25 protein-coding genes and 2 riboswitches are annotated in these 24,450 nt (G+C 70.4%); of the genes, 12 read left to right on the forward strand and 13 right to left on the reverse strand.

The window, feature by feature from the left end:
* Positions 1-21: 21 nt before the first annotated feature.
* Together GA0070561_RS27150 and GA0070561_RS27155 are read right to left on the reverse strand one after the other, a co-directional pair.
* Positions 22-381, reverse strand: coding sequence for a hypothetical protein (locus GA0070561_RS27150; RefSeq protein ID WP_091406775.1), 360 nt, complete (start codon positions 379-381; stop codon positions 22-24).
* Between the two features lie 118 nt (positions 382-499).
* The gene (locus GA0070561_RS27155; RefSeq protein ID WP_091406778.1) at positions 500-1,186 is read right to left on the reverse strand and encodes a TetR/AcrR family transcriptional regulator; all 687 of its coding nucleotides are present in this window, start codon (positions 1,184-1,186) and stop codon (positions 500-502) included.
* A 220-nt stretch (positions 1,187-1,406) separates the two neighbouring features.
* On the opposite strand from GA0070561_RS27155, the gene GA0070561_RS27160 reads away from it, so the two are divergent.
* The 4 genes from GA0070561_RS27160 (at position 1,407) to GA0070561_RS27175 (ending at position 5,655) form a co-directional block, all read left to right on the forward strand.
* Positions 1,407-2,354, forward strand: a complete 948-nt coding sequence (locus GA0070561_RS27160; RefSeq protein ID WP_091406780.1) for an ion transporter — start codon at positions 1,407-1,409, stop codon at positions 2,352-2,354.
* 78 nt (positions 2,355-2,432) lie between these two features.
* On the forward strand, positions 2,433-3,602 hold the full coding sequence (locus GA0070561_RS27165; protein ID WP_091406782.1) for an acyl-CoA dehydrogenase family protein: 1,170 nt from the start codon (positions 2,433-2,435) through the stop codon (positions 3,600-3,602).
* Positions 3,602-4,447, forward strand: a complete 846-nt coding sequence (locus tag GA0070561_RS27170) for a phosphate/phosphite/phosphonate ABC transporter substrate-binding protein (protein ID WP_091406784.1) — start codon at positions 3,602-3,604, stop codon at positions 4,445-4,447. Before GA0070561_RS27165 ends, GA0070561_RS27170 begins: the two co-directional genes overlap by 1 nt.
* The gene (locus GA0070561_RS27175; RefSeq protein WP_091406786.1) at positions 4,444-5,655 is read left to right on the forward strand and encodes a hypothetical protein; all 1,212 of its coding nucleotides are present in this window, start codon (positions 4,444-4,446) and stop codon (positions 5,653-5,655) included. Before GA0070561_RS27170 ends, GA0070561_RS27175 begins: the two co-directional genes overlap by 4 nt.
* 63 nt (positions 5,656-5,718) lie before the next feature.
* On the opposite strand, the gene GA0070561_RS27180 is transcribed toward GA0070561_RS27175, so the two are convergent.
* Together GA0070561_RS27180 and GA0070561_RS27185 are read right to left on the reverse strand one after the other, a co-directional pair.
* Positions 5,719-6,069 carry a DUF1330 domain-containing protein gene (locus GA0070561_RS27180; RefSeq protein WP_091406788.1) on the reverse strand — a complete coding sequence of 117 codons (351 nt, stop codon included), beginning with the start codon at positions 6,067-6,069 and terminating at the stop codon, positions 5,719-5,721.
* 122 nt (positions 6,070-6,191) lie between these two features.
* The gene (locus GA0070561_RS27185) at positions 6,192-6,782 is read right to left on the reverse strand and encodes a TetR/AcrR family transcriptional regulator (protein WP_167362499.1); all 591 of its coding nucleotides are present in this window, start codon (positions 6,780-6,782) and stop codon (positions 6,192-6,194) included.
* Positions 6,783-6,899: 117 nt separating this feature from the next.
* Here GA0070561_RS27185 and GA0070561_RS27190 point away from each other — a divergent pair, with 117 nt between their 5' ends.
* Positions 6,900-7,253, forward strand: a complete 354-nt coding sequence (locus GA0070561_RS27190) for a TraR/DksA family transcriptional regulator (RefSeq protein ID WP_091406793.1) — start codon at positions 6,900-6,902, stop codon at positions 7,251-7,253.
* Positions 7,254-7,417: 164 nt separating this feature from the next.
* On the forward strand, positions 7,418-7,798 hold the full coding sequence (locus GA0070561_RS27195; RefSeq protein ID WP_244166456.1) for an arsenate reductase/protein-tyrosine-phosphatase family protein: 381 nt from the start codon (positions 7,418-7,420) through the stop codon (positions 7,796-7,798).
* On the opposite strand, the gene eno is transcribed toward GA0070561_RS27195, so the two are convergent.
* Complete coding sequence (eno, locus tag GA0070561_RS27200; RefSeq protein ID WP_091406796.1) at positions 7,780-9,045, reverse strand: phosphopyruvate hydratase; 1,266 nt, start codon at positions 9,043-9,045, stop codon at positions 7,780-7,782. The genes GA0070561_RS27195 and eno overlap by 19 nt on opposite strands.
* A 118-nt stretch (positions 9,046-9,163) precedes the next feature.
* Here eno and GA0070561_RS27205 point away from each other — a divergent pair, with 118 nt between their 5' ends.
* Positions 9,164-10,078 (forward strand): MerR family transcriptional regulator, encoded by a 915-nt coding sequence (locus GA0070561_RS27205; protein WP_091406798.1) that lies wholly within the window; start codon positions 9,164-9,166, stop codon positions 10,076-10,078.
* Here the strand turns inward: GA0070561_RS27205 and GA0070561_RS27210 are convergent.
* Positions 10,075-11,070, reverse strand: a complete 996-nt coding sequence (locus GA0070561_RS27210; RefSeq protein ID WP_091407360.1) for a ribonucleotide-diphosphate reductase subunit beta — start codon at positions 11,068-11,070, stop codon at positions 10,075-10,077. The two genes, GA0070561_RS27205 and GA0070561_RS27210, sit on opposite strands and share 4 nt — an antisense overlap.
* 53 nt (positions 11,071-11,123) lie before the next feature.
* Positions 11,124-13,442, reverse strand: a complete 2,319-nt coding sequence (locus GA0070561_RS27215) for a ribonucleoside-diphosphate reductase subunit alpha (RefSeq protein WP_244166471.1) — start codon at positions 13,440-13,442, stop codon at positions 11,124-11,126.
* 191 nt (positions 13,443-13,633) lie between these two features.
* Positions 13,634-13,850, reverse strand: a riboswitch (cobalamin riboswitch).
* Between the two features lie 430 nt (positions 13,851-14,280).
* Here GA0070561_RS27215 and GA0070561_RS27220 point away from each other — a divergent pair.
* Both GA0070561_RS27220 and GA0070561_RS27225 read left to right on the forward strand, forming a co-directional pair.
* Positions 14,281-15,678 carry an enolase C-terminal domain-like protein gene (locus GA0070561_RS27220; RefSeq protein WP_091406804.1) on the forward strand — a complete coding sequence of 466 codons (1,398 nt, stop codon included), beginning with the start codon at positions 14,281-14,283 and terminating at the stop codon, positions 15,676-15,678.
* Positions 15,679-15,685: 7 nt separating this feature from the next.
* Positions 15,686-16,408 carry a FadR/GntR family transcriptional regulator gene (locus GA0070561_RS27225; RefSeq protein ID WP_091406806.1) on the forward strand — a complete coding sequence of 241 codons (723 nt, stop codon included), beginning with the start codon at positions 15,686-15,688 and terminating at the stop codon, positions 16,406-16,408.
* 10 nt (positions 16,409-16,418) lie between these two features.
* Here the strand turns inward: GA0070561_RS27225 and GA0070561_RS27230 are convergent, their stop codons facing one another.
* The 5 genes from GA0070561_RS27230 to GA0070561_RS27250 form a co-directional block, all read right to left on the reverse strand.
* Positions 16,419-17,438 carry an aldo/keto reductase gene (locus tag GA0070561_RS27230; protein WP_167362500.1) on the reverse strand — a complete coding sequence of 340 codons (1,020 nt, stop codon included), beginning with the start codon at positions 17,436-17,438 and terminating at the stop codon, positions 16,419-16,421.
* Positions 17,435-18,253 (reverse strand): ATP-binding cassette domain-containing protein, encoded by an 819-nt coding sequence (locus GA0070561_RS27235; RefSeq protein ID WP_091406810.1) that lies wholly within the window; start codon positions 18,251-18,253, stop codon positions 17,435-17,437. Before GA0070561_RS27235 ends, GA0070561_RS27230 begins: the two co-directional genes overlap by 4 nt.
* On the reverse strand, positions 18,253-19,305 hold the full coding sequence (locus GA0070561_RS27240; protein ID WP_091406812.1) for an ABC transporter substrate-binding protein: 1,053 nt from the start codon (positions 19,303-19,305) through the stop codon (positions 18,253-18,255). The genes GA0070561_RS27235 and GA0070561_RS27240 overlap by 1 nt, the downstream gene beginning before the upstream one ends.
* A gap of 40 nt (positions 19,306-19,345) precedes the next feature.
* Complete coding sequence (locus tag GA0070561_RS27245; protein WP_091406814.1) at positions 19,346-20,353, reverse strand: ABC transporter permease; 1,008 nt, start codon at positions 20,351-20,353, stop codon at positions 19,346-19,348.
* A 320-nt stretch (positions 20,354-20,673) separates the two neighbouring features.
* Entirely contained in the window at positions 20,674-21,552 is an 879-nt protein-coding gene (locus tag GA0070561_RS27250; protein WP_091406816.1) for an amidohydrolase family protein, read from the reverse strand.
* Positions 21,553-21,826: 274 nt separating this feature from the next.
* Positions 21,827-21,971: riboswitch (cobalamin riboswitch) on the forward strand.
* Between the two features lie 35 nt (positions 21,972-22,006).
* Between GA0070561_RS27250 and GA0070561_RS27255 the strand changes: the two genes are divergently transcribed.
* From GA0070561_RS27255 to GA0070561_RS27265, 3 genes are read left to right on the forward strand one after another with little or no spacing between them, the layout of a single operon-like run.
* On the forward strand, positions 22,007-22,210 hold the full coding sequence (locus GA0070561_RS27255; RefSeq protein WP_091406823.1) for a CbtB domain-containing protein: 204 nt from the start codon (positions 22,007-22,009) through the stop codon (positions 22,208-22,210).
* On the forward strand, positions 22,201-22,974 hold the full coding sequence (locus GA0070561_RS27260) for a CbtA family protein (protein WP_091406825.1): 774 nt from the start codon (positions 22,201-22,203) through the stop codon (positions 22,972-22,974). The genes GA0070561_RS27255 and GA0070561_RS27260 overlap by 10 nt, the downstream gene beginning before the upstream one ends.
* The gene (locus GA0070561_RS27265; RefSeq protein WP_208603867.1) at positions 22,971-23,567 is read left to right on the forward strand and encodes a histidine phosphatase family protein; all 597 of its coding nucleotides are present in this window, start codon (positions 22,971-22,973) and stop codon (positions 23,565-23,567) included. The genes GA0070561_RS27260 and GA0070561_RS27265 overlap by 4 nt, the downstream gene beginning before the upstream one ends.
* Before the next feature lie 201 nt (positions 23,568-23,768).
* Here GA0070561_RS27265 and GA0070561_RS27270 read toward each other — a convergent pair whose 3' ends face one another.
* A complete protein-coding gene (locus tag GA0070561_RS27270; RefSeq protein ID WP_091406827.1) occupies positions 23,769-24,428 on the reverse strand; it encodes a phosphotransferase in 660 nt (219 codons plus the stop codon).
* Positions 24,429-24,450 lie beyond the last annotated feature (22 nt).

Here is a 24,450-nt window from a genome sequence, read left to right on the forward strand (position 1 = left end):
GCGCTCCCGCGTCCCGGCCGACTACTCCGCCTCGTCCTGCTCTTCGGTGAGCTCGGCCAGGACGTCGGCCGCGTCCCGGTTCCCGCCGTCGGCGAGCCGGCGAAGTTCACCGACGTCCGCCCGCTCCGCAGCCAACTCGACGAGTTGGTCAGCGGCGTCCCGGTCGCCCCGGTCGGCGAGGCGCCGCAGCTCGTTCGCGTCGCCGAGTTCGGTGGCGAGCTCGACCAGTTGGGCTGCCGCGTCGGCGTTGCCGTCCTCGGCCAGCTGACGCAGCTCGACCAGGTCGCCCCGCTCCCCCGCGAGCTCGACGAGCTGGTCGACCGCGTCCCGGTCACCGCCCTTGGCCCGTTGGCGCAGGTCGGCAAGATCAGGGTCGGACATCGCGCACCTTCCCGTAGCTGGCGCGGGGCCGCCTGGTCCCGCTCACCATCGAGAACCTAGACCAGCGGGCGTCGTGGTGGGCGAAAGAACGGCCGACACCACCGGTACGCCGAGGCGGTCAGCCCGCGTCGGTCGGCTCCCCGAGCAGCAGGCCGGTCAGCAGACTGCGCAGGGTCCGTTCGACGAGGTCCGCCCGGGGTGCCGGTCCGGAGGGCTGACTGAACGCCGCGACCAGGTGCGGGTACGCCGCGAGGTCCACTCCGGCGAAGCTGAACGCCCCGGCGGCGGACTCGCGGCGGGCGAAGAGGCTCACCACGCCGGTCATCATCGCGATGGTCTCGAACTTGGCGGCCACGGGGCAGCGCACGGGTTCCAGGATCCGGATGCAGTTGTCGAACCAGGCCAGGCTCTGCGGGCCGATGCCGGAGGGCCGGTGGATCACGTCGAGCAGCCACGGGTGGGCGCCGAACAGCGCCAACTGCCGGCGCCCCAGCAGCACCATCGTCTCCAACCAGTCGCCCTCCACCTGCGGGTACGGGCGCAGCTCCCCCACGGCCCGGTCGGTCATCAGGTCCAGCAGGTCGTCGCGGGATGACAGGTAGCGGTAGAGGGAACCGGCGCCGGTACCGAGCGCGGCGGCCACGGCGCGCATCGACACCGCGGCCAGCCCTTCGGTGTCGGCCAGGTTGATGGCGGCCACGACGATGGCGTCCCGGCTGTGCGCCGGAGCGGGGCCGCGGCTGCCGCGTTCGGGCCTGCTCCAGATCGGCTGCCGGTCGGGGCCGCTCGCGGCTGTCTCACTCACTGATCTACTGTAAACCGCAAACGCCGTTCGCGATTTGTGTCGTCGCCGCACGGATCGCGCCGACGCGCAGCGAACGAGTCACTCTGCACGGACGGCGTGGTCGCGCAGCGTCGTTGATCTTGGATAGGCTGGTGGGCATGCCCGCACACCAGCCGCACCGCCACGACGACGGCCGGAGGTGGGCCCCGGCCCCGGCGCGCCTCATCGAGCCGGCCGACTGGTGAGTGACGCACCCGTGCCCGCCCAGCGGGGTGGTCCGTCCACACCGCCGTCGCACCGCTCGGGTTGGACCGACCGTTGCGACCGGCTCGCCCGGTCACGGCCCTTCGAGATCGCCATCGTCGTGGTCATCCTCGCCAACGGCATCGTTCTCGGCCTGGAGACGTACGACGACCTGAGCCCGGCGGGCACCGCGCTGCACGCGCTGGAGCTGTTCTTCCGGGCCGTCTTCGTCGTCGAGATCGCCGTCCGGCTGGCCGCCTACGGCAGGCGCCCACAGGACTTCTTCCGGCACGGCTGGAACGTCTTCGACTTCGTGGTGATCGCGGCGATCTTCATCCCGGGCCTGCACGGCGACCCGGCGCTGCTGCGGGTCGTCCGGGTCGCCCGCATGGTCCGCCTGGTCCGGTTCTCCCCGGGTCTGCGGACCATCGTCTCCGCGCTGTGGCGCAGCCTGCCGGGCGTGACCGGGTTCCTCGCCCTGGCCGTGGTGACGCTCTACGTGTACGGCATGGCCGGCTGGCTGATCTTCGGCAACAGGTATCCGGAGGAGTACGGCGACATCGGCCGATCGCTGCTGACGTTGTTCGTGCTGTTGTCGCTGGAGACGCTGCCGGACCTCATCCAGCAGGGCATGGCGATCTCACCATGGACGCTGCTCTACTACGTCAGCTACGTGGTCATCACCGTCAACCTGCTGCTCAACATCCTCATCGCGGTCATCGTGAACTCCATGGAGGAGGCCCGCCGGTTGGAGATGACCGAGCGACTCGCTCCGGGGTACGACGAGGACGGCGACGGCGTACCGGACGAGGTGGACCGGATCGCGCTCACCCAACGGTTGGACGACCTGCGGGCGGTCATCACCGAGTTGGAGCGCGAGCTGCGCATCGACCGGGACGACGGGCACGGCCGGCCCCACCGGGACAACGCCCGTATCAGACGGTGATCCGACGCTCGCGCTGCGTCCACGGGGTCGGATAGTGTCGGCGGCGGTCCCATCGGCCTGCCTTAAGGGGTACCGAGCATGACGACCAGTGTCGACAATGCCCAGACCGCCGCCGACCCCACGGACACGCTCGGCACGGTGATCGACGACGTGATCCGCCCACACGCACCGATCGTCGACCGGGACGGGGCCTTCCCCCGTCCGGGTGTCGACGCTCTCGCCGCGGCCGGCCTGCTCGGCCTGGCCTCCTCGACCGAGATCGGCGGCGCCGGCCACGGCATGCGGACGGTCGCCGAGGTGATCGAGCGGCTGGCCGCCGAGTGCGGGTCCACCGCGATGGTGGTGCTCATGCACTACGCGGCGACCGCCGTCATCGAGGCGTACGGCCCGCACGACGTCCGCGCGGCCATCGCCACCGGCGATCACCTCACCACGTTGGCGTTCTCCGAGTACGGCTCGCGCAGCCACTTCTGGTCGCCGACCGGCACCGCGACAGCCGCCGACGACGACACCGTCCGCCTCGACGCCCGTAAGAGCTGGGTCACCTCGGCCGGCGAGGCCAACAGCTACGTCTGGTCGAGCCTTCCGCTGACCCGCGACGCCGGCCCGATGACGCTGTGGCTGGTGCCGGCCGACAGCGCGGGCCTGAGCGTGGCCGGCGACTTCGACGGGCTGGGCCTACGCGGCAACGGCTCCCGCCCGATGACCGCCGACGGGCTCCAGGTCCCGGCGACGGCGAGGATGGCGGCCGACGGGGCCGGGCTGGACACCGCCCTCGGCGCGGTCCTGCCCTGGTTCCTGGTGCTCAACGCCGCCTTCTGCCTCGGTCTCGCCGACAGCGCGGTGGCCGAGGCCGGCCGACATCTCACCCGGACCACGCTCACGCACACCGGCGCTGCCCTGCGCGACGCGCCTGTCACCCGACGCGACCTCGCCCGGCTGATGATCCGCACCGACGCGCTGCGCGCCTTCCTGGGCGACACGCTCACCGCCCTGGAGACCGGCCGCGCCGACGCCATGCTGCGAGTGCTCCAGGTCAAGGCGCTCGCCGGCGAGACCGTCGCCGACGTGACCGATGGCGCGATGCAGCTCTGCGGCGGCAGCGCCTTCCGCAAGGAGTTGGGCCTTGAGCGCCGTTTCCGGGACGCCCGCGCGGCCCGGGTGATGGCACCGACCACCGACGCGCTGCACGATTTCGTCGGTCGGGTCGCCACCGGGCTGCCGCTGCTCGACGAGGCCAACCGCTGATGCCCGCGCCTACCGTTCTGCTGGGCGCGGTCGCGTACGACCCCAAGGTGGTGACCATCTGGGAGGGCTTCCGCACCTGGCTGCGCGGGCGGGGCCTGGACTTCGACTTCGTCCTCTACTCCCACTACGAGCGACAGGTCGAGGACCTCCTCGCCGGGCGGATCGACGCGGCCTGGAACTCTCCCCTGGCCTGGCTGCGGGCCGAGCGGCTGGCGTCCGCCAACGGCACGGCCGTTCGCGCGCTCACCATGCGCGACACCGACCAGGACCTCACCTCGGTCGTGGTGGTTCGCGCGGACTCGCCGGTGCGCCAGCTCGCGGACCTCGCCGGACGGGTGGTCGCAGTCGGGGCGATCGACAATCCACAAGCGACGCTGATTCCGCTGGGTCACCTCGCGGCGGCCGGGGTCACTGTCGACGTACGACGCTTCGACGTGGGTGTCGGCCTGCACGGGGACCACATCGGCGGCGAACGCGACGCGGCCCGCGCCCTGACGGCCGGGGAGGTCGACGCCGCCTGCATGATCGACGCCAACCACCTGGCGTTCGTCCAGGAGGGCACGCTACCGCCCGAGGGCACCCGGATCGTGGCGCAGACCGCACGCTACGACCACTGCAACATGACGGTCCGCGCGCCGGAGTCCGAAGGCGTCCGGCTCTTCGGCACGCTGCTGCTCGGCATGTCGTACGCCGATCCGCAGGTGCGTCCGCTGCTCGACCTGGAGGGGCTGACGGCCTGGCGGGAGGGCCGCACCACCGGGTATGACGCCCTCGCCGACGCGGTCGACGCCAGCGGCTTCTACTCCCCCGACGGGCGGGTGACGGCCACGGACTACCGGCCGTGAGCGCGACACCGGTCGCCGAGGTCGACCTGGGTGAGCTGGGTTTCGGCCGGGGCGCGCACCTGTTGGTGCAGCGCGCCCTGGCCGGGTTGCCGCCCGGCGGCCGGTTGGCGGTCTCCGGGCGCGACCCGGCGCTGCGCGTACACCTGCCCGCCTGGTGTCGCGGCCGGGGTCATCGGGTCGAATGGCCGGATCGGGGCGAGGCGAACGACCTCGTCGCGGTGGTGGTCCGGGGGTCGGCGGATGACGACCGCTGGTTCGGCGCGGAGCGGGCCGGGCCGGCCCTGCCGTCGGCGCTCAGCAGCCGTCCACCCGCGCGGTGGGGGCTCGGCGCCCGGGGCGCGCTGCTCGAAGCCGGTGGTCCGGAGGCCCGGTTCGACCTGGACGACCGCGACCTAGTCTGGGCCGACATCGCCCCCCACCTGTACGCGCAGGCTGCCGCCCGACAGTGGGACCCGCAGACCGCGGTGCCGTGGGACGACCCGTTCGCGCTGCCGGCCGACGTCGAGGCCGCGGTGGTACAGGTGATGACCTACCTGGTCGAGAACGAGCAGGCCGCCCTCGTCGTGCCGGCCCGCTTCGTGGGGCGCATCCATCCGCACTTCCGGGAGGTGGTGCAGCTTCTCGCCGTGCAGATGGCCGACGAGGCCCGGCACATGGAGGTCTTCAGCCGGCGGGCGCTGCTGCGGGGCGCCGACATGGGCACGTCATCCGCCGGCGGTCGGCAGTCGCTGTTCACCCTCGTCGCGGAGTCGGACTTCGCGTTGGCGTCGTTCCTGCTCTCGGTGCTCGGCGAGGGCAGCTTCGTCGACCTGCTCTCGTTCCTGCACGAGAACGCCCCGGACCCGGTTACCCGCCGGATCTGTTGGCTCGCCATGCAGGACGAGCGCCGGCACGTGGTGTTCGGCATGGCACACCTGGAGCATCAGGCGCGGCTGGATCCGCTGCTGCGGGACCGACTACGGGCGGCCATCCACCGCCGCCACGACGCGCTGGTCGACACGGCGGGCCTCAACGCGGACGTCTTCGACGCGCTGGTGGTGCTCGCGGCGGGTGGTTGGCATCCGGACGACGTGTCCGCCGGCTTCGACCGGGTGCAGGCCCTGCAACACGCGATGGATCAGGGCCGTCAACGCCGCCTCGTCCGCCTGGGCTTCCGGGCCGACGAGGCGGCGGCGCTCTCCGCCCTGCACACCCGCAACTTCATGTAGCCGATCCCCGCGCACGGCGCGGCGTGCGCGGGGATCGCGGCACGGCAGGTCAGCGAGCGCTGGTCACTGGCCGAGCAAGGTCCGGATCTGACGCGCGTAGCCGGCCACCGTGAAGTCCGGGCCGACCGAGTCCACCAGGACCAGGTCGTTGATGGTGTGATCGACGCGTAGCGCCAGGATCGCCTGGTACTCGGGCGAGTTGTACCAGGTCATGGCGGTGTCCGCGTCCGGGAACTCGATCAGCACGACCGAACCGGGCCAGCTGCCCTCGAGGACCTGCACCTGGGCATCCAGCACGAGCCACTTGGCGCCGTACGCCTCGGTGGTGGCCTGCACCTGCTCCAGGTAACGCAGGGACTCCTCGGTCGGCACTCCGCCCGGGATACGCAGGTGATTGATCAGGTACGTGCTCATGTCTCACTCCTCAATGCAGGTGCTACTTCCCGGTCGAAGGCGTACGACCGGTCGTCTTGGATTGGGTACGCGCCGGGTCGTACGAAACGACTCAGACTGTTACCGCTTGGATCGGACGCGGATCAGGTGAGGATCCGGGCCGTGGTGATCGTGAAGAACTCGCGGAGGGCGGCCGGATCACCGGATGCCTTCGCCCGCGCTGCCGCGCCCTCGTAGCTGGAGACGACGAAGCCGGCGAGATCAGTGGCGGGTTCGTCGCCGTGCAGTTCACCGGCAGCCCGCGCTTGCTCGATCGCCGCAGCGAGCGCGGCGACCCAGCGGCCGAAACCGGCGTCGACGGCGTTGCGCAGGACATCGCTGTGCGCCGGGATCTCGGTGGCGAAGTTGCCGAGCAGGCACCCACGGTCACCCATGGTGTCGCCGAGGCCGGTGATGTACCTCAGATGATCGGTGATCCGCTCAAGCGGGGTGCCACCCTGCTTCTCGTCGAGCATCTCCAGCCCCATCGCCGCGGAGTATCTCGCCACCGAGTCGAGGGCGAGATCCTCCTTGCTGGCGAAGTGGTTGTAGAAGGTGCCCTTGGGCGCCCCGGCCGCGGCGACGATGTCCTGGACGCTCGTCCCGTTGTAACCCCGCAGGTGGAACAGATCCAACGCGGCGTCGGACAACCGTTGCCGGGTCCCGGCGGAGGCCGGCGACTTCGTTCGTGACATCTCGTGGCACTCCTCTCGCCCGGGTTCCGGCTGACTGGCAGACATAACGATATGACCGGTCGTCTCAGAATGCCAGTGATGTGACCGCCGTCATCCCCCAGGTAGTGTGGAACGGTCATGAACAGGGATTCCAGCGCGGTTCGCGAGGAGTTGCTGCGGCTGCGCGAGCAGACCGAAATCCAGGCCACCGCCCTGGACGGTGACCTCCGGAGCCTTTTCGAGGCGTCCCGGTCGTCCAACGCCGATGACGAGCACGACCCCGAGGGCAGCACTATCGCCTTCGAACGCGCGCAGCTCACCGCCGTTCTGGACGCCACCCGCCGACGCCTGGCCGAGCTGGACGTCGCGCTGCGACGGGTCGACGACGGCAGCTACGGCGTGTGCGAACGGTGCGCCCGGCCGATTCCCGCCGAGCGCCTCGTCGCCCGCCCGTCCGCGCGTACGTGTGTCGCCTGTGCCAGCCGACGGTGACGGTGCCTGCCGGCCTTGGCGGTGGTCCGCCCGACCGCGCCCCGACGGGAGGACACCTCACTTCGGGGGGACCGTCCGACTGCACGGGCTGCCCGGCGTCTCGCTCCGACGAGCGGTATACCTCTGGGTCATAAATATGACTCACAGGTATACCGCTCGTCACGGTGAAGCCTCCGGGAGCACCGTCGCGCCCCGCGCCCGCCCCCAGACCCTCGGCCGGCTCCGCACCCGCCGAGACGATCAACCCCGCCGCCGTGCAGGCCATGCGCGAGGTCGGCATCGACATCACCGACCAGACCCCCGAACTCCTCGAGTACGCGACCGCGGAGTCCTCCGACGTCATCGTGACCATGGGCTGCGGCGACGCCTGCCCGGTCTTCCCCGGCAAGCGCTACGAGGACTGGAAGCTCGACGACCCCGCCGGCAAGGGCGTCGACGCCGTCCGCCCGATCCGCGACGAGATCCGGGGCCGGGTGGAGAAGCTCCTCACCGACCTGAACCTCGCCACCCGACCGAGGCACACCCCTCAGCGGCCTCCGGCGTAGCTGGCGCGCTCGCCCAACTCCTCCTCGATGCGGATGAGCTGGTTGTACTTGGCCGTGCGGTCGGAGCGCGACAGCGAACCGGTCTTGATCTGACCGCAGCCGACACCCACAGCCAGGTCGGCGATGGTGGTGTCCTCGGTCTCCCCGGATCGGTGCGACATCACCACCCGGTACCCCGCCTTGTGCGCGGCGTCCACCGTCGCCAGGGTCTCGGTGAGGGTGCCGATCTGGTTGACCTTGACCAGGATCGCGTTGGCGTAGCCGCCGTCGATCCCGTCGCGCAGCCGGTCGACGTCGGTGCAGAAGACGTCGTCGCCGACCAACTGCACGCGCTCCCCCGCCACCGCGGTCAGCCGCTTCCAGCCGGCGATGTCGTCCTCGGCCATCGGGTCCTCGATCGAGCTGATCGGGTACCGGGAGACCAGGTCGAGCAGGTAGTCGATGTGCTCCTCGACGGTGCGCTGGCGTCCCTCGCCGACGTAGTCGTAGACACCCGCGCGGAAGAACTCCGAGCTGGCCGGGTCGAGGCAGATTCGCACGTCGACGCCGGGCTGGTAACCGGTGTCCTCGATGGCGCGCAGCACGAACCGCAGCGCCTCGTCGGCGTCCGTGACGTTCGGCGCGAAGCCGCCCTCGTCACCGACGTTGGTGTTGTGCCCGGCCGCGGCCAGGGACGCCTTGAGGGTGTGGAAGACCTCCGCGCCCATCCGGACCGCCTCGGCGAACGTCTGCGCTCCGACCGGGGCGATCATGAACTCCTGGAAGTCGAGCGGATTGTCGGCGTGCGCGCCACCGTTGATGATGTTCATCATCGGCACCGGCAGCAGGCGGGCGCCCACGCCACCGACGTAGCGGTACAGCGGCTGCCGGTGGGCCGACGCCGCCGCCTTCGCGGTCGCCAGGGACACCGCCAGGATCGCGTTGGCGCCCAGTCGACCCTTGTCCTTGGAACCGTCGAGAGCGATCATCGTCTCGTCGATCAGGGCCTGGTCCTCCGCGTCGAGCCCGAGCACCGCGTCGGCGATCTCGCCGTTGACCGCGGCGACGGCCGTGCTGACGCCCTTGCCGTGAAAACGCGTCCGGTCCCCGTCGCGCAGCTCGACCGCCTCGTTCGCCCCCGTCGACGCGCCGGACGGCACGGCCGCCCGGCCGGTCGACCCGTCGGCGAGGACCACGTCGGCCTCCACTGTCGGGTTGCCCCTGCTGTCGAGGATCTGCCGGGCCCGCACCAGACTGATTGCCGTCATCACACACTCCCTGCTCAAGCTGCCTGTTCGCAGCCAGACTGGCAGGAAACGGCGGCCCTGACACCGCGACGATGGACACGTTGACCCGTACCCCGGGGTGCGGGTTTAGGGTCGCGGGATGCGGGTGGGTGAGTTGGCACGACGGACCGGAACCACGGTCCGGGCACTGCGGTACTACGAGTCGGCCGGGCTGGTCGTACCCCGGCGGTTGAGCAACGGCTACCGGGAGTACGACCCGATCGCGGTGCGGCTGGTGGCGCAGATCCGGGAGCTGATGGCGCTCGGCCTCACCGTCGAGGAGACCCGCCCGTTCGTCGAGTCGATCGCCGATGGTTCCGACGACACCGACGTGTGCGCGGCGGCGGTGGCCACGTACCGCAGCACCATCACCAACCTCCAGGAACGGATCGGCAAGCTGACCGCTCAGCGGGACGCGCTGGACGCGCGCCTGGACGCCGCCGCGACCCAGGTCGTACCCGGCAGTCCCGCCGAAGGCGCCGACCCCACCGCGCTGGTCGGCGTCAGATTGCCACCGCTGTCCTTCTACGGCACCGACGGCCGACCGGTCGATCTCGGCGCGCTCGGCCCCGGGCGCAGCGTCATCTTCGTCTACCCGCTGACCGGACGACCGGGCGTCGACCTGCCCAACGGACTGCTGGAGGTCCACGGCGCGCGCGGCAGCACCGAGCAGGCCGCCTGGTTCCGCGACCACCACGCCGAGCTCCGCGCGGCCGGCGCCGCCCGAGTGTACGGCCTGTCCGCGCAGTCGACCGGGTACCAGCGAGAACTCGCGCACCGACTGCGGCTGCCCTACCCGCTGATCCCCGACCCGAGGCTGACCCTGGCCGACGCGCTACGGCTGCCGACCCGCACCGCGGGCGACATGACGCTCTACGAACGGCTGACCCTGATCGTCGCCGACGGCGCTGTCGAACACGTCTTCCACCCGATCCCGGACCCGGCGTCGCACCCACTGCACGTGATGCGGTGGCTCACCAAGCGACGCCAGGCCCCCGGATCGGTTGCCGCCTAGAAATCGTCGTCGAAGGCGACAGTGCCGGTCACCCCGACCTGGTACGCCGACACCCGCCGCTCGAAGAAGTTGGACAGCTCCTGCACGTCCTGCAACTCCATGAAGCCGAACGGGTTGCTCGACCCGTAGTGCGGCGCGATGCCGAGCTGGGCGAGGCGGCGGTCGGCGACGTGCTGGAGGTACTCCCGCATGTCGGCCAACGTCAGGCCGGGCACACCATGGCCCAACAGGTCCTCGGCGAACTGCACCTCACACTCGACCGCCTCGGTGAGCATCCGGCGAACCTGGTCGGCGAGGTCGTCGTCGAACAGGTCCGGCTCCTCGGCACGGACGGTGTCGACGACGTCGAACGCGAACGCCATGTGCATGGACTCGTCGCGGAACACCCAGTTGGTGCCCGAGGCGAGGCCGTGCAGCAGGCCGCGGGAGCGCAGGAAGTAGACGTACGCGAACGCGCCGTAGAAGAACAACCCCTCGATGCAGGCGGCGAAGCAGATCAGGTTGAGCAGGAACGTCCGCCGGTCCTCGCGGGACCGCAGCTCCCGCAGGTCGTTGAGGGAGTCGATCCACCGGAAGCAGAACTCGGCCTTACGACGGATCGAGGGGATGTTCTCGATGGCCGCGAAGGCCGCGAAGCGCTCCGTCTCGTCGGGCACGTACGTGTCGAGCAGGTTGAGATAGAACTGGACGTGCACGGCCTCCTCGAACAGCTGGCGGGACAGGTAGAGGCGACCCTCCGGGCTGTTGACGTGCTGGTAGAGGTTGAGCACCAGGTTGTTGGCGACGATCGTGTCACCGGTGGCGAAGAACGCCACCAGGCGGCTGACCAGGTGCCGTTCGGCCGGCGACAGCTTGTCCAGGTCAGCGAGGTCGGCGTGCAGGTCGACCTCCTCGACCGTCCAGGTGTTGCGGATCGCGTCGCGGAACCGGTCGAAGAAGTGCGGGTAGCGCATCGGGCGGAGAGTCAGGTCCATCCCGGGGTCGAGCAGCATGTGCGTGGTCCTCGTGTCGGTGGTGCTGGCGTCGGTGGTGCTGGCGGCGGAAGTCACTGGCAGGCCTCGCACGACTCGGGGTTCTCCAGCGAGCAGGCCAGCGCCTCCGCGTCGACGACGACGGGTGCGACGGCGCTGACGGTGGCCTGCTGGATCCGCGTCGCGGGGCGCGAGCGCAGGTAGTAGGTGGTCTTCAGCCCGGCCTTCCAGGCGTACAGGTACATCGAGGAGAGCTTGCCGATGGTCGGCGCGGCCAGGAACAGGTTCAGCGACTGGGACTGGTCGATGAACGGGGCGCGGGCGGCGGCCAGGTCGATCAGCGCCCGCTGCGGCAGCTCCCACGCGGTGCGGAACAGCTCCCGTACGCCGACCGGCAGCTCGGCGATGTCCTGCACCGACCCCTCCGCCCGCTTGATCGCCGAACGGATCCGCTCGGTCCACAGACCGCGGGCCTTCAGCTCGCGTACCAGAGCGGTGTTGACCTGGAGGAACTCCCCCGACAGGGTCTCGCGCTTGAACAGGTTGGACACCTGCGGCTCGATGCACTCGTAGCACCCGGCGATCGAGGCGATGGTCGCGGTCGGCGCGACCGCCACGAGCAGCGAGTTGCGCAGCCCGTACGCCCCGACCCGCTCGCGCAGCGCGTCCCACCTGGCGGTCTGCGTACCCTGGACGCCCCACAGGTCGGGCTGGAGCTGGCCCCGCGCGGCCCGGGTCTGCGGGTACGCCGGATGCGCGCCGAAGTCGCGCGCCAGGTCGGCGGAGGTCTCCAGCGCGGTCAGGTACAGCTCCTCGCTGATCAGGGTGGACAGCTCCCGTGCGGCCGGCGAGTCGAACGGCAGCCGCAGCGCGAAGAAGACGTCCTGGAGGCCCATCAGCCCGAGTCCGACCGGCCGCCAGCGGGGATTGCTCGCCGCCGCCTGCGCGGTCGGGTAGTAGTTGATGTCGATGACCCGGTCGAGGAAGGTCACCGCGGTCCGCACCGTGGCGCGCAGTCGCTCCCAGTCGATGCCGCCGTCGGTGAGGTGGGCGGCGAGGTTCACCGAGCCGAGGTTGCACACTGCGGTCTCGGTGTCACTGGACACCTCGACGATCTCGGTGCAGAGGTTCGACAGATGCACCACGTTGCCTGGCTCGGCGGTCTGGTTACAGAGCCGGTTGGCGGCGTCCTTGAAGGTCATCCAGCCGTTGCCGGTCTGGGCGAGGGTCCGCATCATCTTCCCGTACAGCTCCCGTGCCGGGACCTGTCGTACGTAGCGACAGTGTGCCTCGGCCTCCCGGTACGCGGCGTCGAACCGTTCCCCCCACAGGTCGGGCAGCTCGGGCACCTCGTGCGGGTCGAACAGCGACCACAGCTCGTCGGCCTCGACCCGGCGCATGAACTCGTCCGGGATCCAGTTGGCCAGGTTGAGGTTGTGGGTACGTCGGGCGTCCTCGCCGGTGTTGTCCCGCAGTTGCAGGAACTCCTCGATGTCCGGGTGCCACGGCTCCAGATAGACGCAGGCCGCGCCCTTGCGCCGGCCACCCTGGTTTACCGCGGCGACGCTCGCGTCTAGGGTGCGCAGCCACGGCACGATCCCGTTTGACTGCCCGTTCGTGCCCCGGATCAGCGCTCCCCGGGAGCGGACCCGGGAGTACGCGATGCCGATGCCACCGGCGAACTTGGACAGGTTGGCGACCTGGGCGTACCGCTGGTAGATCGAGTCCAGCTCGTCGAGCGGGGAGTCGATCAGGTAGCAGGAGGACATCTGGGTGTGCCGGGTCCCGGAGTTGAACAAGGTCGGTGAGCTGGGCAGGTAGGCCAGGCTGGACATCAGCCGGTAGAAGTCGACCGCCTCGTCGGCCGTCCGGGACAGGCCGCACGCCACCCGCAGCAGCCAGTACTGCGGGGTCTCCAGCACCAGTCGGCTGGTGGGGTGGCGCAGCAGGTAGCGGTCGTACACAGTGCGCAGGCCGAAGTACTCGAACCGGCGGTCGCCGTTCGGGTCGATGGCGTGGTCGAGGGTCGCGGCGTGTGCGGCGACGAACGCGGCGGTGTCGTCACCGATCAGACCCTCGGCGTGGCCGGCCCGGATCGCCGCGCTGAACGAGGTGATGCCCTGTCGACGCACCTCCTTGTCGACGTAGCCGGCCAGCAGCCGCGCGGCGAGGCGCGAGTACTGCGGCTCCTCACCGATCATCTCGGCAGCGGTCTGGATGGACAGCCGGTCCAGTTCGGCAGTGGTCGCGCCGTCGTACAGGCCGCTGATGGTGCGGGTGGCCACCCGCATCGGGTCGACGTCGGTCAGGTCGTCGGCCCACCGCTCGACCGCACGGACGATCTTGTTCACGTCCACGGGTTCGGTGCCGCCGTCGCGCTTGCGGACCTGCATCGGCGTCCGCCGCCCTGCCGCATCGGCGCTGGCCGGGACTACCTCGGTGACTGTCACCACTCGCTCCTCGGAGTTCGAGACCTGGTGGTCCGGACGCGAGGAGACAGACACCGACGGACGCCACGCCAGCCCGGCGTGGGGTCAGGTGGCGTCAGCCGTCCCACGCGGCCTCGGACCGCCGCCCACCCGTGCGGGTACGCGGCGCGCTGGCAGGTCTTCGGACTCGCGGGCACGACCGGTGTCGCCGGTCTCCTACTGGCCGTCGCTTCCCAGGCCGATTGGTGGCCCAGTGCTGTTGACGGCGGTCGTTCCCACTCACCGCTGCGGGACAGTCCCGGATTTCCACCGGGTTCCCTGTTGCCTCGACCGCCCCGGATGAGCGGCCGAACCAGCTACGCTCGACACCATATATAGGGGCGCAGCCGTTGTCACACCCCACATGTCGGTCTCGGGCGTGTCGACGCCGACTCGGTGATCACCGTCACCACCCCGGCCGACCACGCCACGGCGACCGACGCCAGGCACCGGAGACGGGCTCTCCGCGCCGGTGTCGACAGTCGACAAAGATGTGACGTATCGAGGCCATGGTGGCGCAGGCCGCACCCATACCCCGCCGTCAATACCTTGGGGTGGGGCGGAACATCCAATCTCCACGGACCGCCACTCGCGTCACCTTCGCCCGTCAACCGGCACGATCGACGGCAAGGCGGATCGACCCGGCGGGCCAAACATCATATGTCTGTGGGCCTGCGGTGATCGACATCGTTGACGTGCTGGAGCGGCCCTCCGTATACTCCCAGTGATCATCTGATCTTTAGCCTAGCCGGGCGAGGAGCGCATGCCGCAGATCACCGCCGTCACCGTCGAAGACGTCCGCTTCCCCACCTCCCTGACCGCTGACGGGTCAGACGCCATGAACAAGGACGGCGACTACTCGGCGGCCTACGTCGTCCTGCACACCGACGGTGTCGACGGCGTGGGGGCACCACTCGCGGGGCACGGCCTGACCTTCACCATCGGTCGAGGCAACGACATCGTCGCGGCGGCGGCAGTCCACCAGGCACAGCTTCTCGTGGGCCTGGACGTGGCGACGATGGCAGCGGACATGGGCGCGGTCTACCGCCTCCTCACCTCCGACTCGCAACTGCGCTGGCTCGGTCCGGAGAAGGGTGTCGTCCACCTGTCCCTGGCGGCCGTGCTGAACGCGTCGTGGGACCTGGTCGCCCGGCTCGCCGACAAGCCGCTGTGGCGGCTGCTCGTCGACATGTCCCCCGAGCAACTCGTCGACATCGCGGACCTGCGCTACCTGTCCGACGCCCTGACCCGGGACGAGGCACTCGCCATCCTGCGGGCCAAGGAGGGCACGAAGGCCGCCCGCCTCGCCGAACTCGACCGGACCGGCTACCCCGCCTACACCACCTCGGCGGGTTGGCTCGGCTACGGCGACGACAAGCTGCGCCGGCTGTGTCAGGAAGCGGTGGACACCGGCTACGGCTACGTCAAGCTCAAGGTGGGCGCCAACCTCGACGACGACATCCGCCGATGCGCGATCGCGCGGGAGATCCTCGGGCCGGATCGCAACCTCATGATCGACGCCAACCAGGTGTGGGACGTCGGTCAGGCCATCGAGTGGGTGACCGCCCTCGCCCAGTTCAAGCCACTGTGGATCGAGGAGCCGACCAGCCCCGACGACATCCTGGGCCATGCGGCCGTCCGCCGCGCCGTCGCTCCGATCGGCGTCGCCACCGGCGAACACTGCCACAACCGGGTGATGTTCAAGCAGCTGTTCCAAGCCGAGGCCATCGACTTCTGCCAGCTGGACACCGGCCGGTTGGCCAGCATCAACGAGATCGTCGCCGTGCTGCTGCTCGCCGCGAAGTTCGACGTCCCGGTGTGCCCGCACGCCGGCGGTGTCGGGCTGTGCGAGATGGTCCAACACGTGTCGGTGCTCGACTACGTCGCGATCTCGGGGGACCTCACCAACCGGGTCACCGAGTTCGTCGACCACCTGCACGAGCACTTCACCGATCCCTGCATCATCCGGGACACCGGTTCCGGCAGCGGATACGTCCTGCCCAGCCAGCCCGGCTACTCCACCCGGATGCGTCAGGAGTCGGTCGCGCTCTACCGGTTCCCCGACGGCCACTACTGGGCGGCGACAGACCCGACTACCGTGTCATCTCCGGAGGCGGCGTACGTGATCGCGGGTGGGAAGGCCACCCCCGCCGGCCGTTAGGGGGATCATGTCTCGCACTGACGAAGTGGTCAACGGCATCAAGCGGATGATCCTCGAAGGGCAGTTCAGGCCCGGGGACCGGTTGCCCATCGAGAAGGACCTCGCCGAGCAGCTCGGTGTCTCGCGGGGGTCCCTGCGCGAGGGGATGTCGGCCCTGTCGATCCTCGGCATCGTCAACATCCGCCAGGGCGACGGCACCTACGTCACCAACCTCGACGCGCCACAACTGCTGGCCCCGATGGGTTTCGTTGTGGATTTCCAGGGCCAGGGCGACCCGCGGCACATCCACACCGTTCGCCGTCTGCTGGAGTGCGAGGCCGCCTGCCTCGCGGCGACCAGGATCACCGACGAGGCCCTGGCCCAGGCGGGTGACCTGCTCGACGAGGCGGCCCGGTTGATCGGCCAGTCACCGCCGGACCACGAGCGGATCATGGAGATCGACATCGCCTTCCACCGGATCATCGCGGTGCACGCCGAAAATCCGGTGCTCGTCGGCCTGATAGAAGCCTTTGCCGGGCGCACCATCCGTGGCCGGCTCTGGCGGAGTCTGCACGAGGAGGGCGCGGACCTGCGGACCCATGACGAACACGTGGCGATCCTGAAGGCCCTCGTGGCACGCGACCCGGAGCGGGCGCGCACCCGGATGGCCAACCACCTGATCGGCGTGGAGGAGTCGTTGCAGGGGTTACCCGACGACGCCGACGCCAGCATCGAGACGGCTCGGTCGTGATGGTCGACCCTCATGGCTGTACGTCGAGCAGCCCCTCGTCGTACAACGCCGCCCAGAGCTGATCCGGGACGTCGACGTCGGATCGCCGCAGGGTCTCGGTCACCTGGGCCTGGTCCCGCATGCCGACCACCGTCGAGACCACGGCCGGGTGACGACGGACGAACGCCAACGCCGCCTGAGGCAGCGTGACGCCGTACATCTGACAGACCCGCGCTATCCGGCGGGCGTGATCGATCACCTCTGCCGGCGCCTGCTGGTAGTCGTAGACGGCGTCGGTCGGCGGCATGTCCCGGGCCAGCAGCCCGGAGTTGTAGACACCGGCGACCACCACACCGACGTGGCGGGCCTGCGCGAGAGGCAGCAGGTCGGTCAGTGCGCCCTGCTCCAGCAGGGTGTACCGGCCGGCGCACATCACCACGTCCACGTCGGTCTCCGCCACGAAGCGGGCCAGCATCGCGGACTGGTTCATCCCCGCCCCGACGGCACCGATCACGCCCTGCTCCCGCAGCTCCACCAACGCCGGGATCGCCTCGCGCGCGGCCTGCCCCCAATGCTCGTCCGGATCATGCAGATACACCACGTCGATCCGGTCCAGGCCGGTGCGGCGGAGGCTCGCCTCCAGCGATCGGCGTACGCCGTCGCGGCTGAAGTCCCAGGCCCGGCGATGATCGGCGGGAACGTCGAACCCCTCCGGATCCCGCCGGTGCGCCGTCTCCGGCGACGGCACAAGCAGCCGGCCGACCTTCGTCGACACCACGTACTCGCCGCGCGGGCGGGAGCGCAGGGCGGCGCCCAGCCGCCGTTCGGACAGGCCCAGTCCGTAGTGCGGTGCCGTGTCGAAGTATCGGATGCCGCCTGCCCACGCGGTGTCCACCGCGGCGGCGAACTGCTCGTCCGACGTCGCCCGGTAGAGGTTGCCGCCCTGGGAGGCGCCGAAGCCCAGTGGGCTCAGCCGCAGCGGCGGACCGACGCCGCTGCGGGTCGTCGGACGGGCGGGATCGCGCGCGCCCCGCTGGACGACAGCCGTCACCGCTCGTCCCGATCCACGTTGGTGCTGCCGGTCATCGCCGCGACCAGATCGTCGGTGGTGACCTCGTCGGCGCGGAGTTGGGCAGCGCGCCGACCGAGGCGCAGGACCTCGACCCGGTCGGCGATCTCGAGCACCTGCGGCATGTTGTGGCTCACCAGCACCACCGACATGCCGGCGTCACGGGCACGCCGGACGACGTCGAGCACCCGCCCGGTCTGGACCACACCCAGGGCTGCGGTGGGCTCGTCGAGGATGACCACGTTGGTCGCCCAGATGATGGCCCGGGCCACCGCCACGCACTGCCGCTGCCCACCGGAGAGCATCGCGATCGGGGTGGTGACCCGGGGGATCCGTACGCCGAGTTCGTCCAGGGCGGCGGCGGCGCCCTGGCGCATGGCGCGCTTGTCCAACAACCCGAGCCGGCCGAGCGGTCCGGAGCGGAGGATCTCCCGGCCGAGATACAGGTTGGCGGCCACGCTGAGGTCGTCGGCGACGGCGAGGTCCTGGTAGACCGTCTCCACCCCCGCCCGTCGGGCATCGACCGGAGTGGAGAACTGGACCGGACGGCCGCCGACCCGGATCTCGCCCTCGTCGGGCGGGTGCACACCGGACAGGGTCTTGATCAGGGTGCTCTTGCCGGCGCCGTTGTCACCGATCAGCGCGACGACCTCACCTCGGCGGACCGTGAAGTCGGCGCCACGCAACGCCTCGACGTGCCCGAACCGCTTGACGATGCCGCGGGCTTCGAGGACCGGCGGTTCCGCGTCGGTGGGTTGCTGAGCGCTGTCCGCAGTGGCAGTGGGGATCGCGCCCATCACTGCACCGGCGGGTTGGCGCAGCTGGGCTCGAGCACCGCCTTGATCTCCGCCGAGTCGATGTTCTCCTTAGTGACGAACGTGACGCCGGTGTCGGCCGACGCCAGCGGCGCCTTGTCGCGAAGGTGCTTGACCATCTTGTCGACGCCGAAGTAGCCCATCTTGAACGGGTTCTGCACGACCAGCGCCGAGATCTGGCCGTTGCGCACCCCGGCGATTTCGTCCGGGGCCGCGTCCCAGCCGATGATGACCACCTTGCCGGACTTGCCGGCCGCCTGGATGGCCTGCGCGGCACCGAGCACGCTCGGCTCGTTGGCCGCGAAGACGCCGGCGAGCTTGGGGTTGGCGGTGAGGATGTTCTCGGTGACCCGTCGGGCCTCGTTGACGTCACTGCGGCTCGGCTGCTGGCCGACAAGCTTCAGGTTGGGGTACTGGGCGAGGCCGGCCTTGAAGCCGTCGACCCGCTCGGTGTTGGTCTGCGATCCGGGCTGGAACTCGACGAGCGCCACCTCGTGGTTGCCGGGGCCGAGTTCGGTGGCGAGCAGCTTCGCCGCCTCGGTCGCCGACGCGCGGTTGTCGGTGGCGAAGAGGGGCACGTTCGACGGCTGCGGGCTGGTGCCGGAGTCGATCATGGCGACCGGGATGTTGGCGCTGAGTGCCTTGTCGGTCGCCGGTGCCAGCGCGCTGGAGTCGGTCGCCGCGTAGACGATGCCGTCGACCTTCTTGGTGACGAAGTTCTGGATCAGGTTGACCTGGCCCTCGACGTCGGTCTCGGTGGTCACCCCGTCCCACTGGACGGTGACGTCCCCGGCGCGCTGCGCGGCGCACTCGGCGCCCGCCTTGACCGTGTTCCAGTAGTCGGCCCCGACCGCCTTGGGTACGACGGCGAGCTTCAACGGGCCGCTCGCGTCCTTGGTCGCGCCGTCGCCGCCGTCACGGACCTCGACCCCGCCGCAGGCGCTGAGCAGGGCGGTCGCCGCGGCCGCGGCCAGGATCGCCTGCGCGCGCAGGAGTCGTCCTCGCGTCCGCCGGCTGGTGGTGGTGTGTGCCATGGTGTGTGTCCTTCCTCGTTCGGACTCTCGGAATGGCATATCAACCCCGTGATTCCAGCCGCCGGCGGCGGTACTGGTCGAAGTAGACGGCGGCCCAGATGATCACGCCGACGATCACCTGCTGGTAGTGGATGCTGATGTCGAGCAGGACGGCGCCGTTGCGGACCAGGGCGATGAGGAACGCGCCGATGATGGTCCCGACGATCCGGCCCTGCCCGCCGAACAGGCTGGCTCCACCGATGACGGCGGCGGCGATGACGTCGAGTTCCAGCGAGATCCCGTAGTTGGGCTGGCCGGAGTTGACCCGGGACGCGGCGATCATGCCGCCCAGCCCGACCAGCACGCCGGCCAGCACGTACACCCCGGTCAGGTGCCGCCCTACCCGGATGCCGGAGCGGCGAGCCGCCTCCAGATTGGAGCCCATCGCGTAGGTGTACTGACCGAAGCGGGTCTGGGAGAGCAGGAAGGCGACCCCGACGGCGACCAGGACGGTGATCACCACGGCGAACGGGATGCCGAGGATCTGCCCGTTGCCGAGCAGTTGGAAGGACCGAGGCAGGCCGTAGACGCCGACCGCTCCGGTGATGATGAAGACCAGGCCGCGACCCACGGACATCGTCCCGAGCGTCGCGATGAACGGCGGAATCCGGGCCACCGTCACCAGCAGACCGTTCAACAGCCCGGCCAGCGCGCCGACGCCGATCGCGACCGCCGTCGCCGCCCAGAGCGAGAAGCCGAGGTCGCGCACGACCATCGCGCCCAACACGCCGGCCAGCGCCGCGACCGACCCCACGGACAGGTCGATGCCCTTCGTGATGATGACCATCGTCTGGGCCGTGGCGATGATGGCGATCACCGCCGTCTGGGCCCCGATGTTGAAGAGGTTGTCCGCTGTCAGGAAGTAGGGACTCGCGAAGGTCAAGGCGATGAACAGGACGACCAGCGCGGTCGCGGCGGTGAACTCGGAGACGGCGTGGGAGATCCGTTCCCGGAACCAGTCGCTGAGTTCGCCGCGCTGCGTGCCGGCGGTTGCCTCGGCGCTACTCATCGTCGGACCTGACCTCCCCAAGCGCGGCGCCGGCGTCCGACGGGGACCCGCCGACGAGCCGAACGCCTGTGAGCGACCGACCCCGCTCGGACGGTGGTGCGGCTAGGTGGCCGCACATCCCTTGGAGATAGGTCGGATGTTTCCCACGATCAGGCGTTACCTTGCCACGCATTCACGTATGTTGCCAAGGTCTTGCGAGCATGTTTTGCCATCGTTACCTGCGCCGTCAAAGGCATACGTCCGACCAAATCACCATCGCTGCCGCCGTTAGCATGTTATCGATAACATGCTATGTCCCCAGTTGGGAAGGCGCTGCCGTCTCAGGACGGGGTCAGCCGGTAGACCCGGCCGGCGGTCTGGCGCCAGATCGCGGCCCGCTCGTCGTCGGACAGCGGGTCCAGCAGATCACCGAGGACGGTGACCCAGCGGGTGTACGAGGTGGCGAGCAGGCACACCGGCCAGTCCGAGCCGAACATCAGCCGATCCGGCCCGAACACGTCCAGGGCGTGCTCGACTGCTGGCCGCAGGTCCGTCGTCGTCCAGGACCCGCCGCCCACCTCGGTCACCAGGCCGGAGAGCTTCGCCGTCGTGTTGGGCTCGGCCGCGAGCGTCCGCAGGTCGCGCTGCCAGTCACCGAGATCGGCGCGCCCGAGCGGGGGCTTGCCGAGGTGGTCCAGGACGAACCGCACCTGGGGCAGGTCGCGGACGAGCCGGGTGGCCGACGGCAGCTGAGAATGGCGCACCAGGAGGTCGAAGGCGAGACCGGCGGCACCGACCGCGGCGATGCCGTGCCGCACGTCCGGCCGGTCGAGATAGGTCGGGTCCGGTTCGGACTGAACCAGGTGGCGGATCCCGACCAGCCGTTCGCCGCCACGGGCCCTGCGTAGTCGGGCGAGGCGACTGTCGACATCGGCGGCGGTGAGGTCGACCCAGCCGACGACCCCGGCGATGAGGGGATCGTCGGCCGCGATGCCGAGCAGCTCGGGCGACTCCGACCGAACGGCGACGGACTGGACGACCACGGTCTGGGTGACTCCGGCGGCCCGGGTCGCCGGGGCGAGCTCGACCGGCGTGAAGTCATCGTCGATCGCGGCCATGGTGTGCGGGTCGATCCAGGGCTGTGGGTGCCGCGCCCGGACCCAGAGGTGATGATGCGCGTCGACGATGCCCGGTCGTCGCGCGACCTCGCCGGTCGTCACCCGACCCGTCCTGGCGCGTTCTCGTCCACCCCACACCCCGCCCAGCCGCTGATCGAGCCCTCCGGGTCAACCCGGAGCCACAGAGTCGATCTGACAGGTTGACCATGTTAGCGGTAACAGACTGTTGTTGAGTCCCGGAACGCGCGCCACGACCGGCTTCTGGCAGTGTCGCCTTTTGGTCTGACGAATCCATTGGCACCTGCGGCTGGTCCGCCTCGTCGACGTACCGGTATCCGGACACGTTCGGGGCGCGGGGTCCGGGTTGACCGCCTGAGGTGGCACCGCTACCGTCGACCCACTATCTGCGGCGACGCGAGGGAAGCCGGTGTGAATCCGGCGCGGTCGCGCCACTGTGAGCGGTCCCCAACCACAACTGGGGGCCGCGAGCCAGGACGCTCGGTCGTCCGCAGCCTTGCGATGGGGACGCGTCATCCCTGGGGAGGTTCGTGTATTCATGTCTAGCTCCGCTTCCAGCCAGCCCGTGGTGCACCCCGCTGGCAGTGTCCGTCTGTTGTGGACGGTTCTGGCGACCGTTGCCGTGCTCACCCTGCTGGCGTACCTCGTCGCCTTCGACCAGGGGTCGGTGTCGCGCAGCGGGATGTACCTGCACGAGCTGATGCACGACGGCAGGCACCTGCTGGGTGTCCCGTGCCACTGAACACCACCACCACTCCCCCGTTCGCCGCCGTCCTCGTTCGCGGGCTGCTGGCCGGCCTGATCGCCGGCCTGCTCGCCGGGGCGTTCGCGTACGTCGCCGGCGAACCGCACGTCGAGGCAGCCATCGCCATCGAGGAGGCGGCGACGCACGCCGAACCGGCCGCCGCTGGTGCGCACGATCACGAGGACGCCCTGGTCAGCCGCACGGGTCAGCGCGGCGGTCTGTTCCTGGCCACCGGCCTGTTCGGGGCCGCGATGGGTGGCCTGCTGGCCACGGCGTACGTCCTGCTGTCCCGGCGGCGGCGCGGCGACGACGACGGGCGGTCGGGTCTGCTGCTGGCCGGCGCGGCGCTGCTCGGCGCGGTGATCGTGCCGTTCCTCAAGTACCCGGCGAACCCGCCGGCGGTCGGCGACCCGGCCACCATCAACCAACGGACCGTCACCTACCTGTTGATGGTGGTGCTCGGGCTGGTGGCCGTGTGGGCCGGCTCGCTGGGCTACCGGTCGGTCGGTGCCCAGGCGCCGACGTGGCTGCGCGCCGCCGCGGCCGTGGGCGGGTTCCTGCTGGTCACGGCAGTGTCGTACGTGGTGATGCCGTCCTTCCAGGAGGTTCCGGCGGACTTCCCGGCGACCCTGCTGTGGAGTTTCCGACTGGCCTCGCTCGGCACCCAGGTCGTGCTCTGGACCGGCATCGGCCTGCTGTTCGCGGCCCTGATGCACCACGAGCGGCGTCGCCGGGCCGGCACCGCACTGCCGAGCACGTGACCGGCACCAGCCTCCGGCTGGTCGCCCACGGTCACACCGCCGCCCTGCGTCGGGCCCGCTTCGGGGGCGCCGACGACGGCCTGGACGAGGGTGGCCTGCGTGCCGCACTCGCCCAGGCCCAGGCGGGTGCAGACCGGCGCGGGCCTCTCGGCGTCAACGCCACCTGCCTGTCCAGCCCCGCGGTGGCCGCCCGACAGACCGCCGACGCCTTCGGCCTGCTGCCGACGATCGAGACCGCGTTGGCCGACTGTGACTACGGGGACTGGTCCGGACGGTCGCTTGAGGAGATCGCTGAATCGCAGCCCCAGGCGCTGCACGACTGGCTGTCCGCGCCGGAGTCCGCGCCGCACGGCGGTGAGTCAGTCACGGCCGTGCGGGATCGGGTGGGCAACTGGCTGGACGAGCAGCAGGAAGCCGGTGGACGCGTCATCGCGGTCACCCACCCACTGGTGATCCGGGTCGCGGTGGTGCACGCCCTCGGTCTTCCGATGGCGACGTACCAGCAGGTGGACGTGGAGCCCCTGGCGGTCGTCCGGCTCACCAGCCGGGGCGCGCGCTGGCAGCTCCGACTGGGCGCGCCGCGAGCAGGTTGAGGTCGAATCGAACGCCGCGTCGGTGGGCAGCCCTCGCGGGGTGCTGACGGCCCGGAGAGCGATATACCTCAGAGGTATAGATATGACTCCCAGGTATGTCGCTGAAGAGCATCACACCCACGAGAGGACGCGTCGTGACAGCAGCAGAACCGCCTGTCCCCGCGACGTGGCGCTCAGCCCGACCGGGGGCTCGGCTCTGCCTCAGCCGACGCGGGTGTGGACGAGGGCGGCGGCGCGACCCAGTGCGGACTTCTCGACGGCGGACAGCGCGGGGTCGACCTGACGCAGATCCACGGCGTGCCGTAGTTGGCTGGCCCGGGGCGGCTCGGCGCGTCGCTGAAAGGCATTGAGGCCGTCCCGAGCAGGATCGGCGAGGTGCGGGTCCGGGCTGACCGCCACCTCGGCGAGGATGAGAGCGGTCATGGCCACGTCCAGGTCGGCCGGCCCCTCGGTCGCGTTGCGCCAATCGATGACCACCGGCCCGCGCGAGGTCACCATGACGTTCTGTGGATGCAGGTCGAGGTGCAGGACGCGGTCCGCCGGGTCGGCGCTGAACCGGGCCGGCACGCTGTGGAGGCGGTCGTGCAGGCCCACGAGCAGGTCGGCGGCCGCGCCGACGCCGGTGCGCCCGGCGAGCATCGACGCCAGGAGAGTCTCGCCGTCGAGTCGTTCGAGCACCAGGTCGGGCCCCTGGGCGTCGTACACCGCGGGCACCGGGTAGCCGGCGGCCGCGAGGTACGCCATCAACGCCGCCTCGGGCGCGCTGTCCCCGCCCTGGCGGTAGCGGCGCAGCACCCGCGACTCGTCGAGCGCGTAGACGTCGGCGTCGCGCCCCGAGGCGAGCAGCGCGTGATCGGCCATGGCAGACGACGCTAACAGTGGA

Origin of the sequence: Micromonospora saelicesensis, assembly GCF_900091575.1 — a bacterium.
Classification (GTDB): Bacteria; Actinomycetota; Actinomycetes; order Mycobacteriales; family Micromonosporaceae; genus Micromonospora; species Micromonospora saelicesensis.